Genomic DNA, 12,588 nt, shown 5'->3' with positions numbered 1-12,588 from the left:
TATGACAGAAGCGAACCAGGAAAAAGCACTACTGGAAGCGAAGGTGGAGGATATTTTCACCATTGCCCGGGAGAAAAATTACCCAAAGTACACCTCTTTTCTCAACGAAAGCCAGGTGTATTTTGCGCAGGCATATATTCAAAAACGCCATTATGCGAATTATCTGTTTTACGGTGGTTGTAAAAATAACCGTCGGTTGATGTTGGGGGCGTTTCCGGATTATATGCAGCCTGACCGTGAGGATTTTCCAATTGTTTCCCTGAAAATCCAACACCCTTCCCATTATGAACTGAGCCATCGGGACTTTTTAGGCTCCATTATGGGATTGAATATAAAAAGGGAAGCGGTAGGAGATATGATTCTTCAGCCAGGGGAATGTTCCCTCTTTGTCCGGGATAGCATCGCCCCTGTTATTTTACAGGAACTGTGCAAAGTAGGCAGGGTTGGCGTATCGGTTAGCCAGGAGGATTTATCTCAGATGGAACTGGTGGAATCTTTTCAGGAACGGGCGGGTACAGTGTCTTCCATGCGGTTGGATGCTGTAGTCGCTTTGGCGGCTAGGGTATCCCGTGAAAAAGCGGTATCTTTGATTCAATCCGGCATGGTTATGGTCAACTATCTGGTAGCGCAATCCAACCATGTTGCATTAAAGCCTGCGGATATCCTTACCATCCGTGGTGTGGGCAAGTTTTGTATTACAGATGAAATCAGCCAGACAAAAAAAGGAAGGTTTCATATTACCATAAACCAATATACGTAGAGGGGGATTTGTTTTGAACGCCAATGAATTAAGACGGCAAACGTTTGATAAAGGCGCGTTTGGATTTAAACCGGACGAGGTAGAAGCTTGTTTGTCCAAAGCGGCAGATGCTTGGGAAACAATGGAAAATGAAAATAAAGAACTCAAAGAGGAAATTAAAAAGCTACATGCCCAGATTGAACGTTATCAGGAAGACGAAGAGAGTGTAAAAGAAATTATTGTCAGCGCGCAAAAACTGAGCAGCACCGTAGTACATGATGCCAAAATAAAAGCGGCTGCTATGGTGGAAGAAGCGGAACAGAAAAGCGATAAAATGATTACCGACGCCACCGCAAAAAGTAATAAAATGATTGCGGAAGCGGAGGAGCAAAGCCAGAAAATGATGGCAGAAGCCACCGTAAAAAGTTCCAATATGTTAAAAGATGCACAGGAAAAAGCAGGTTCCCTGGTTTCCGATGCGAAAACCCGCACCGAAACTGAAGTGCTGCGCTTGAAAAAAATGCAAAAAGAGGTTTCCGCTTTCAAATCTAACTTATTGGGAATTTACAAAGCCCATCTGGATTTGATTACAAAACTGCCGGAAGTAAAAGATACAAAACCAGAACCATCCAAACCAGTTGTGGAGGATATGCCTGAAGCGCCAAAGCCACAGGATATTCCAGCGGAAAAACTGGAAAAACCTCCAGTAGCAAAACAGCCGGCAGAAGTGAAACCTGTACCGGACCCAAAACCGGTAGAATCCGAAAAAGTGGTGCAGGAACAAGGTTCTCCATTCCGGATTACCATTACTGAAACAAAAAATTCGCCAAATGCTACAAATAATGCCAACCGCCCTGATTTTAAATCCAGGTTTAGCGATTTGAAGTTTGGCGAACAAAAATAAATTGTGATAAGACAGAAACAATATTAAGGAGAGAACAAACTGATGGCACAAGATTATAATAAGACTTTAAATCTTCCAAAAACGGATTTTCCCATGCGTGGAAACCTGCCAAAAAGGGAACAGCCTTTGTTCCAGAAATTTGACCAGGAAAGATTGTACTACAAGATGATTGAAAAAAATGAAGGCAAACCGTTGTACGTGTTGCATGACGGCCCTCCATATGCCAATGGTGCGATCCATCTGGGTACTGCGTTAAATAAAATTTTAAAGGATTTTATTGTAAAGCATAAAAATATGAGTGGTTATCAGGCTCCTTATATTCCAGGCTGGGATACTCACGGTCTCCCGATTGAATTAAAAGCGTTAAAAGCGGCTGGCGCGGATAAAAACACCATCACTCCAGTAGAACTGAGAAAAATGTGTGGGGAGTTTGCCCTGGAACATGTGGAAAATCAAAAAGCACAGTTTAAAAGCTTGGGTGTATTGGGAGATTATGAAAACCCATACCTGACCCTCAAACCGGAATTTGAAGCCAAACAAATCGAAGTATTTGGCGAAATGGCAAAGAAAAACTTTATCTATAAAGGCTTAAAACCAGTTTATTGGTGCCCAGAATGTAATACCGCTTTGGCGGAAGCAGAAATTGAATATGCAGAGGATCCATGTTATTCTATCTATGTAAAATTCAATGTGACCGAGGATAAAGGCTTCTTTGAAAAACAGGGGATTGATAAATCCAAAGTTTATTTTGTGATTTGGACTACTACTACCTGGACATTACCGGGCAACGTTGCTATCTGTTTAGGTCCAAATTATGATTATACTCTGGTGAAAAACGGGGATGAATACTATGTAATGGCTCGGGAACTGGCTCCATCCGCAATGGAAGCTGCTGGCATTACCGATTATGAAATGGTTGGTAACTTTGCTGGCTCTGAATTTGAATATATGAAAGTTGCCCACCCATTCCTCGATCGTGAATCTTTGGTAATTGTAGGGGATCACGTTACTCTGGAAAGTGGTACTGGATGCGTACACACCGCTCCTGGCCATGGTGTGGAAGACTTTGAAGTCTGCCGGAACTATAAAGAAATTCCAATTGTGGTTCCAGTGAATTCTGACGGTATCTTAACCGAAGAAGCTGGGGAATTTGCCGGCTTAAAAACCGATGATGCCAATAAGGCAATCGCGAAAAAACTGGATTCCACCGGAAACCTGTTTGCTATTAAAAAGATTATCCACCAATATCCTCACTGTTGGCGTTGTAAGAGCCCAATCCTGTTCCGCGCGACAGAACAGTGGTTCTGCTCCGTAGATGATTTTAAAGAGGATGCTGTAAAGGCAATCAAAGAGGTAAACTGGATTCCTGGCTGGGGTGAAGGACGTATTGAGAACATGGTACGTGACCGCAGCGACTGGTGTATTTCTCGTCAGCGGGTATGGGGCGTTCCAATCCCAATCGTTTACTGTGAAGATTGTGGCAAAGCGATTATCAATGATCAATCTATCCAAGCGATTGCGGATATGTTCCGTAAAGAGGGCTCCAACTCCTGGTATGAGAAAGATCCATCTGAGTTCTTGCCAGCGGATTTTGAATGTCCTGATTGCCATGGTAAAAAATTCCGCAAAGAAACTGATATCATGGATGTTTGGTTTGATAGTGGTTGTACCCATGCTTCTGTTGTGGATGAAAAGAATGGCTTGCGCTGGCCAGCGGATTTGTACCTGGAAGGGGCTGACCAATATCGTGGTTGGTTCCAATCCTCCTTACTGACAGCGGTTGCGACAAAAGGTACCGCACCATATAAAAACGTATGTACTCATGGTTGGGTAGTGGATGGTGAAGGGCGTAAAATGTCCAAATCCATGCAAAACGGTGTTGCACCAGAAAAGATTATCGAACAATACGGTACGGATATCCTTCGTCTATGGGTCGCTTCTTCCGACTATCATGCGGATATTAGAATTTCTCCAGAAATCCTGAAACAGCTCTCCGAAGGTTACCGTAAAATCCGTAACACCGCAAGATATATTTTAGGGAACTTAAATGGGTTCAATCCGGATACCGACCAGGTTTCCCTGGATGACCTGCACGAATTAGATAAATGGGCATTGTTAAAATTGGATGCTCTCATGAAAAAAGTGGATGAAGCATACAATAGCTTTGATTTCCATATTGTATACCATGCAATCCATAACTTCTGCGTTGTTGATATGTCCAACTTCTACCTGGATATTATCAAAGATCGTTTGTACTGTGAAAAAGCAGATGGCGTTGACCGCCGCGCCGCACAAACCACCATGTATCTGATTTTGGACGCATTGACTAGAATGGTTGCGCCAATCCTGGCATTTACTTCAGAAGAAATCTGGCAGAGCCTGCCACATACTTCCTCTGAGAATACCGAATCCGTTCTGTTCAATCAAATGCCAGAACCAATCGGCATCACAGTATCCGATTCTTTCATGGAAAAATGGAATAAAATCTACGAAATCCGTGAATGTGCGAAAAAAGCATTGGAAGAAAAACGTGCCGCGAAAGTCATCGGTTCTTCCTTGGATGCAAATGTCATCATTCATTGCAACCAGGAAACAGCCCAATTCCTGGAAGGCTTTAAGGACGACCTACAAACAATCTTTATTGTTTCCGGCGTGGAAATCTCCCAGGATGGAACAGGCGAGTTCAATTTTGAGGAACAAGGTCTTTCCATTGATGTTGTGAAAGCAACTGGAGAGAAATGTGAACGCTGCTGGATGTACAGCGATACCGTTGGTTCTCATCCAGAACATCCTACTTTGTGCTCTCGTTGTGCAAGCGTAGTAGAATAAGAGAATAAAAATAGGGCTGTTGCCATCGTTTGACGGCGGCAGCCTGTTTTTCGGTTGGAGGGCGTAATGAAAAAAATCATTTTTGGGGTAGTAACCGTGCTTTTGGTTGTGTTAGACCAACTGTTTAAATTCCTGGTAGCCCAATGGTTGCCTATGGAAAATGATACTACTACCATTATTCCAGGGGTACTAAACTTTACCCATATTGAAAACGATGGTGCGGCGTTCAGTGCGTTCGCTGGACAACGCTGGTTTATTATTATCCTTACAGTGGCGATTATGGCAATCTGCCTTTATTTTGTGTTTACCAATAAAATCAAAAGCTGGTTCCTTCACATTACTGGTGCCATGGTAGTTGCTGGCGGTTTGGGAAATTTGATTGACCGCTTGTTTCGTGGCGGACTGGTATTCGATTATATTGATGTGAACTTTGCCCCGTTTGAAAATTTTGCGGTATTTAATTTTGCTGACTGTCTAGTGGTAGTTGGAGTAATCCTGGTAATCATCGGCGTGTTTGTGGAGGACTATCAAGAAAATAAAAAGAATAAACTTTCCCAGCAGGAGGGCGAATAAATGGCGGAACAGCTGGAGCTTGTTGTTGCCCAGGAGGAAAAAGGAAAGCGGCTGGATGTATTTTTAGGGGAACAGTTTTCAGAGAAAACCCGTTCTTTTTTGCAAAAAATCATTTCCCAGCAGGCGGTGACTTGTCAAGGTAAGCCTTTAACGAAAAACTACCGCCTAAAAGGGGAGGAACAACTTTTTATTGTCATGCCCGACCCAGTGGAACTGGATGTTCAGCCAGAAAATATTCCTCTGGATATTGTGTACGAGGACAGTGACCTGCTGGTGGTGAACAAACCAAAAGGGATGGTTGTCCATCCAGCTGCGGGGAACTACACTGGTACGCTAGTCAACGCTTTGCTTCACCACTGTAAGGGAAGCCTTTCAGGGATTAACGGAGTAATCCGCCCCGGAATTGTCCACCGGATTGACAAGGATACCAGTGGGCTTTTGATTGTGGCAAAAAACGACCAATCCCATGTAAAGCTGGCGGAGCAGATTAAAAACCACTCGTTTGAGCGGACGTATGAGGCTGTTATTTATGGTAGATTGCCCCAGCAGGAAGGGGTTGTGGACAAACCGATTGGCAGGAGCGAAAAAGACCGGAAAAAAATGTGTGTTACCCAGAAAAATTCCAAGCCGGCTGTTACTCATTATACGGTGCTGGAGGAATATTCTCAGTTCTCCCATATCCGGCTGCGGCTGGAAACAGGAAGAACCCACCAGATTCGCGTCCATATGGCCTCCCTCGGACATCCCGTTGCGGGAGATCCCGTTTATGGCCCGAAAAAATGTATTACAGAGTTACAAGGGCAATGCCTGCACGCCAAAACAATCGCTTTTGAGCATCCAACCACGGGGAAATGGCTCTCGTTTGACAGTGAACTGCCGGATTATTTTCGGAAGTTTTTGGCAAAACTAAGGTAAATGGAAAACAACGAAAAGGAGTAGCCCATGAAGTTAGACCAATATTTTTTAGCAACGGATATGGATGGCACTTTGTTAACCAGCCAGAAAACCATCTCCCAGCGTGATCGTGAGGCAATCAAACATTGGAAAGAGCTTGGCGGGGAATTTACCATTGCCACCGGACGGTCTATGCTGTCTGCGAAACGGTATGTGGAAACCCTGGATATCACCATGCCGGTCATCCTGTTTAACGGTGGGATGGTATATGACTACCAGCAGCAAAAAGTCCTATGGAACGCCTGCTTATCCCAACGTTATATGGATGTAGTCAAACAGGTAAAGCAGAAGTATCCCCAGGTGGGAATTGAGGTGCTGGGGGCGGAAACTACATATATCTTCCATCCCAATGATATTGTGATTGACCACGTCAATCGGGAAAAGTTGGAGTATCAGATGGTAGAGGAACAAGAGCTTCCCAAAGAGGCAATCAAAGTCCTATTTGGCGTGCCGGAAGATTTGATGGAAGAGTTTGCCTCCCATATGTACCAGTTAGAAGAAACTGAATTGGTATTTGTAAAAACCCACACTGTGTATTTTGAGATGTTGCCCGAAGGGATTAATAAAGGGGTAGGGTTGGAACACCTTTCCCATACATCCCAGGCAGAAGGAAAACTCTCGATTGCGGTAGGGGACTTTTTCAACGATATGGAAATGCTGCAAAAAGCCCATTTGGGTGTAGCGGTGGGCAATGCGTTGCCAGAAGTAAAACAGATTGCCGACTTAGTGGTTTGCACCAATGAGGAAGGGGCAATCGCAGATACAATGGAATACGTCATCAACAATCAAGACAACGAAAAATGAGGAATGTGTAACAATGTTAAAATGGATTAAAAATATGTTATCAGGCTTAGTCATTGGTGTTGCCAATATCATCCCAGGGGTAAGCGGCGGTACTATGATGGTTATTTTAAATATGTTTGATAAAATTATTGGCGCGGTCAGTGATTTTAGAAAAGATATAAAAGGGAATATTATTTTCCTGTTCCAAATTTTGTTGGGTGCCGCTGTTGGTATCATCCTGTTTAGTAAATTAATCACCTATATGTTGGAAAACCATCTGGTTGTAACCAACTTCTTCTTTATCGGCTTGATTTTGGGAAGTGTGCCATTGGTATTCCGCAATGCGTTCCCAAAAGAACAACTGAAAGATGGAAAAAAATCCGTTAAAATCAGTTCTGTTATCTGGTTTGTGCTTGCTTTAGCGCTGTTGGTTGTGATTTCCTTTACCAAAACTTCCGAAACCACGACCAATATCCAAACAGTAACTGTTACTTTCCCAATGCTGTTGCAGCTGTTCTTTGGTGGCATTATTGCGGCGATTGCGATGATTATTCCAGGGGTAAGCGGTTCGTTTGTTATGGTGCTGTTGGGTATCTATCCATTGGTGTCCGGTACTGCTGCTGCATTGTTCCCAATAAACGTTTCCCTTTGGATGAGTACCTTAATTCCAATTGGTGCTGCCGCCGGCCTTGGTATTATCATTGGCTTGATTGTTGGTGCAAAACTCATTAACCTGGTCTTGAAACGGTTTACCCAGCAGACCTATTTTGGCATTTTAGGGCTGCTGTTTGGCTCCCTGTTCTGCATCTATCCAGGATTCCTCTGGAACGTGGAAGGCGTCGTGGCAATTTTGGTTGGTTTGTTTGGATTTGCCCTGGCGTTCTTCTCCAGCAGTGAAAAATTAAAACAATACTTTGAAAAGAAAAACCAAAACGCGTAATACATGAATCAATAAAAACGGCTCCTGCTTTCAGGGGCTGTTTTTGTCTGGATGGCTTTGTGGTAGATTGGAATTACAACCTGTTCGATGCCAGATAGATGGAACAGGATAAATGGGGGATAAAAATGGAAAAAATCTTAGTAATAGAAGATGACCAAAGTATTAAAGATGAACTGGTTACCCTGTTACATGCCAATGGGTATTGTACAGTGGAACAACCTCCTTGTGATTTGGCGTTGCTGGATGTCAATCTGCCTGGGGAGAGCGGTTTTGAAATTTGCCGGAAACTGCGCCTGCAATCGGATGTCCCAGTGATTTTTTTGACAGCCCGGGTTTCCTCAGAAGACGAACTGCTGGGCTTTGGGGTCGGAGCGGATGATTATATCCGAAAACCCTATAATTCTTCCGTGCTTCTGGCGAGGATTTCCCGCCTGTTAAAGCGGAAAACCAATACCGTTGTATCGGTAAAAGGGCTGACCCTAAACTTGGCGGAACTGACGGTGGGGTTTCAAGGGCAAACGGAGGAGCTTACCAAAAATGAAACCCGCATTTTAGCATGTTTGATGAACAAGGAGCTTTGTACCCGGGAGGAAATCATTGAAGACCTTTGGAACAACAGCTTATATATTGACGATAACACTTTAAGTGTGAATATTAACCGCTTGCGGGAAAAACTAAAACGCATGGGAGCCAACGAACATATCCGTACCGTAAGGGGAGTGGGGTATAGATTATGAAATTTCGTGAATTTTTCCGTTCCAAAGCAATTACCCTCTGCTTTTTAGGAATTGGTGGAATCATAATAACGGTATTTTTACTTTATAGTAAAGTATCATTAGGATTAATTGGGATTGCCATTGGATTTTTGGCACTGCTGGTAATCTGTTGGCTGGTGTGCAATTATCTCGTAGAGCGTTCCAAACTCAACCATCTATTTCAGCTGCAACAGCAACTGACTGAACCTTATTTGTTGGGGGAATTGCTGCCGTTGCCAAATAACCTGGTAGAACGGCAATATTATGAGGTAATGAAAATCATTTCCCGTTCCGCCATTGGCATTGTGGAACAATCGGTACGGGAAAAAGAAGAGTATTGCGATTATGTGGAAAGTTGGATTCACGAAATTAAAACTCCATTGACTGCCTGCTCCCTCATTTTAGCCAATGATGCAGACCCTAGAAAATTAAAACGGGAATTAAAACGGGCGGACAACCTGACCGAGAGCATTTTGTACTACGCACGGATGCGTTCGGTGGAACGGGATAACCAAATCCAGCGGTTCCAGGTTGCCCCTGTCATCAATGAGGCGGTAAAAAGCCAGATGGAACTGCTGATTGCCGCCAATGTCAGCATTGATGTTTCGGGTGATTTTATGGTGTATTCGGATCAAAAACCCCTTTGTTTTATTTTAAAGCAGCTATTGATTAACAGCGCCAAATACAGCCCGGGCTGCCACATTGTAATTACAGCAGAAAATGGGACGATTACTGTGGAGGACAATGGGATTGGGATTCCAAAACACGAATTAGGCAGGGTAACAGAGCGGGGTTTTACTGGAACCAATGGCAGAAGACTGGGTGGAAGTACAGGGATGGGGTTGTACTTGGTCAAAGAACTGTGCAACCAATTGGAAATTTCCCTGGAAATCCAGTCCGAACCATCCAAATATACCCGTATTTCCTTTACTTTTCCCAACCTTACAAAAATGTAAGAAAACCATAGGGATAGTGTTAGAAAAAAATCCCCTGTTTCGTGGTATAGTAAAAGACGAAATGGAGGATACGGTCATGAATGAAATTTTAAAAGTAAAAAACGTTGTGAAATATTATGGGAGTGGAAGCGTAGTAACCAAAGCGTTGGATGGAATTTCCTTTACCGTAAACAAAGGAGAATTCACTGCCATTATGGGGGCTTCCGGTTCGGGAAAAAGCACTTTGCTCAATGTGATTTCTACTATTGATAGGGTCAGCGCTGGGGAAATTTATGTGGAGGATAACAATATCGCAGAAATGAAAGAAAACCAGCTTTCCGCATTCCGCCGGGATAAGCTGGGTTTTATCTTCCAGGAATACAACCTGCTGGACACTTTAACGGTAGGGGAGAACATTACACTTCCTCTGAATTTAAAAGGGGTTAGCCTATCCAAAACTAAACAGGCACTGGAGGTCATCTCCAAGGAATTAGGGGTATATGACCAGTTGGATAAGTTCCCCTATGAACTATCCGGCGGACAACGCCAGCGGGTGGCCTGTGCCAGAGCGATTATTACCTCCCCGGCGATTGTACTAGCGGATGAACCAACCGGTGCGCTGGATTCAAAAAATTCCCGTATTTTAATGCAAACATTTGAGTTGATGAACAAATCCCTGAATTCTACCATCTTGGTAGTAACCCACGATGCAGTGGTTGGTTCCTATGCAGACCGTGTTTTGTTCTTAAAAGATGGGAACATTTGGAGTGAGGTCAATCGTGGTGACCGTGACCGGAAAACCATGTACCGTGAAATTCTATCGGTAATGGCAGCTCTTGGGGGTGATGCGGATGTTCGGTAAATTGGCTTTTCGGAACGTAAAACGCCAGGTTGGAAACTATCTTATCTATTTTATAACGGTTTCCATTACTGTGGCATTAATGTTCGCAGTAAACAATGTTATTTTTAACAAGCAGCTTATGGCTTTTGCGGAGTCCATGCAGGAGCTAAAAAGTGGATTAATCAGCATTACCATATTTGTCTCGATTATTGTGGCGTTTGTATTGGGTTACGCTACTTCCTTTATGTTAAAACTGAGAAAGCGAGAGTTTGGAACCTATCTTACCCTGGGGATGACCCGGAAAAACATCCTTTCAATTTTTATCTTGGAAACCATGATTTTATGTGTAGCTGCCATTTTGGCGGGAATCCTGTTGGGAGTTTTTATCTACCAGGGATTGATGGCGTTGATTACCAACCTGATGGAGATGGAATTTTCATTCGCCTCCTACTCCGCCAGCGGGCTTTTGCTGACAATTGCTTTAGTGGTAACGGTATTTTTGTTGTCCTCTATTACTTCTTCTTTGTATCTCAACCGGGTAAGCGTGTACCATTTGTTGCATGGAGACCGGATGGTAGAAAAAAAGGTAAAACACCCTATGTTTTGGATGGCTATCGCTGTATTATCCGGCATTGCCATTGTGGGTTGCTGTGTAGTATTTTATCAAACTGTCCTCAATATGTTCCAAAATACCGATTCGGATCAAGCTGGATTTCTCATTTTTTCTTGTTTCGTTACACTAGGTGTTGCTTTAATTATCTTCCATATTGGGGTTTCCAAAAGCATTGTCAATCTATTATTAAAAAATGAAAAATTCCGCAATCGCAGAACCAATACTTTTATCCTAAGGCAACTTTCCGGAAAATTAAGCACCAACGCGGTGATGGCGGGGTTTCTGTCGTTTTTGATTGCGTTTGCCATTATTGGTTCCAATGTATCATTTATGCAGAAAACTAGTGAGAAGCTGACGCTGGATAAAAATTATCCGTTTGATATTACAGCCAACCTGGATCCAAAAGACCCAAGCCCAATTAGTATGGAGCAGGCGGAACAGACCATCCAGAATTATTCGGAGATTGAACGCAAAATTCCATATCGGTATTACGCTTCCCAAGACAATACTCTATATCGCCAAACCAAATGGTCTGGGGAAGGATATGAAGGGTTAAATGATACCTTTATTACCGAAAGCGATTTTAATCAGCTTTGTGAGGCATTGGGAATTCCCACTGTTACCTTAAATGGGACCTATAAAATTATAGCGGATATCCCACAAGTGCAGGCTTACGATTTTTCCTCCACCCAGTTGGATTTAAACGGTAAAACCTATTGTTATGGTGGAATTTTAACCGATGTTCCAATGTTTTCCTACTATTATTTCACAGCGATTGTGCCGGATGAAGCAGTACAGGGGTTAGACGTGGAATTGGATTGTATGGCGTATGATTTGAAGCAAGACCGCTATGATGCCGAAGCATTGCGCCAGGAGCTCAGCTATCAAACCACCAGCAGGAATGGGCAATATTTGATTGAACGCTGTGATTATGATTTAAAAGAGTATGGCAGAATCCAACGCAATAGTAATACCGCTATTTTTATAGTAGGTGCTTTGTATATTTCCATTGTATTTGTATTTTTGGCAATGGCGATTTTAGCGCTAAAAACACTCTCCAGTTTGTCGGATGACCGACAAAAATATCGGATTTTATTCCGGCTGGGAACAGGGGAACAGGAACAGAACAGGACGTTGTTCTACCAGATTTTCTGCTTTTTCCTGTTGCCGTTTGTAGTCCCAGTTTTGTTGAGCGTTCCAACTGCGCAAATCTGCACCAAAATTATGGAGATGTCGGGATATGCGGGGAATGTAAGCGAAGTTGTAACAACGACAACGGCAATTGCGTTCGTAGTGGTAGCCATTTATGTTCTGTATTTTATCGCTACCTATCTTATTGCCAAACGGAATATTGTCCATCATCAACAATAGTTTACAATCTGGAGTAATCATATGCCATTCCGTAAAGGGAGTTCCATATCTTTGTAAAATTAGAATTCTATTTCGGAAAACCAATACTTATCTGTAAGTATTGGAGCATATGATTTCTTCTAACAGAAAAATATACTTTTCACAAAAGATTGCTCTGTAATTTTTAAGAAGAAACTTAAAAACTCTAACATGGGTACAATAATCTACTCAAAAGTTGTTTTTCAAATCAAAACATTCATTAGATTAGCATCCTTACTGGCAACACATACATTGTGTAATTATAAATCTATAATATTCTTGTGTTTATCTTTTCTCTGCTATAAAAAACCCAACTTTTCTATAGAAAGGTTG

General features: G+C 42.8%; 11 protein-coding genes. All 11 read left to right on the top strand.

What is annotated here, in order from left to right:
* Position 1 precedes the first annotated feature (1 nt).
* The 11 genes from H8Z77_RS04270 to H8Z77_RS04220 all read left to right on the top strand — a co-directional run bounded on the left by H8Z77_RS04270 (position 2) and on the right by H8Z77_RS04220 (position 12,237).
* Complete coding sequence (locus H8Z77_RS04270) at positions 2-760, top strand: YlmH family RNA-binding protein (RefSeq protein WP_186996281.1); 759 nt, start codon at positions 2-4, stop codon at positions 758-760.
* A gap of 13 nt (positions 761-773) precedes the next feature.
* Positions 774-1,643 carry a DivIVA domain-containing protein gene (locus H8Z77_RS04265; RefSeq protein WP_069988953.1) on the top strand — a complete coding sequence of 290 codons (870 nt, stop codon included), beginning with the start codon at positions 774-776 and terminating at the stop codon, positions 1,641-1,643.
* Between the two features lie 42 nt (positions 1,644-1,685).
* A complete protein-coding gene (gene ileS, locus H8Z77_RS04260; protein WP_069988952.1) occupies positions 1,686-4,472 on the top strand; it encodes an isoleucine--tRNA ligase in 2,787 nt (928 codons plus the stop codon).
* 66 nt (positions 4,473-4,538) lie between these two features.
* Positions 4,539-5,045 (top strand): signal peptidase II, encoded by a 507-nt coding sequence (lspA, locus tag H8Z77_RS04255; RefSeq protein ID WP_069988951.1) that lies wholly within the window; start codon positions 4,539-4,541, stop codon positions 5,043-5,045.
* The gene (locus H8Z77_RS04250; protein WP_186996280.1) at positions 5,046-5,960 is read left to right on the top strand and encodes an RluA family pseudouridine synthase; all 915 of its coding nucleotides are present in this window, start codon (positions 5,046-5,048) and stop codon (positions 5,958-5,960) included.
* Between the two features lie 27 nt (positions 5,961-5,987).
* Complete coding sequence (locus H8Z77_RS04245) at positions 5,988-6,803, top strand: HAD family hydrolase (protein ID WP_186996279.1); 816 nt, start codon at positions 5,988-5,990, stop codon at positions 6,801-6,803.
* A gap of 13 nt (positions 6,804-6,816) precedes the next feature.
* Positions 6,817-7,722, top strand: coding sequence for a DUF368 domain-containing protein (locus H8Z77_RS04240; protein ID WP_186996278.1), 906 nt, complete (start codon positions 6,817-6,819; stop codon positions 7,720-7,722).
* Between the two features lie 125 nt (positions 7,723-7,847).
* A complete protein-coding gene (locus tag H8Z77_RS04235; protein ID WP_069988947.1) occupies positions 7,848-8,459 on the top strand; it encodes a response regulator transcription factor in 612 nt (203 codons plus the stop codon).
* The gene (locus H8Z77_RS04230; RefSeq protein WP_069988946.1) at positions 8,456-9,433 is read left to right on the top strand and encodes a sensor histidine kinase; all 978 of its coding nucleotides are present in this window, start codon (positions 8,456-8,458) and stop codon (positions 9,431-9,433) included. Before H8Z77_RS04235 ends, H8Z77_RS04230 begins: the two co-directional genes overlap by 4 nt.
* A gap of 76 nt (positions 9,434-9,509) precedes the next feature.
* The gene (locus tag H8Z77_RS04225) at positions 9,510-10,274 is read left to right on the top strand and encodes an ABC transporter ATP-binding protein (RefSeq protein ID WP_186996277.1); all 765 of its coding nucleotides are present in this window, start codon (positions 9,510-9,512) and stop codon (positions 10,272-10,274) included.
* A complete protein-coding gene (locus H8Z77_RS04220; protein WP_186996276.1) occupies positions 10,264-12,237 on the top strand; it encodes an ABC transporter permease in 1,974 nt (657 codons plus the stop codon). Before H8Z77_RS04225 ends, H8Z77_RS04220 begins: the two co-directional genes overlap by 11 nt.
* Positions 12,238-12,588 lie beyond the last annotated feature (351 nt).

Source organism: Clostridium facile, from assembly GCF_014297275.1.
Lineage (GTDB): Bacteria > Bacillota > Clostridia > Oscillospirales > Ruminococcaceae > Massilioclostridium > Massilioclostridium facile.
The sequence above is the reverse complement of the archived record's forward strand: the minus strand, read 5'-3'. Positions and strand labels throughout refer to the sequence as shown.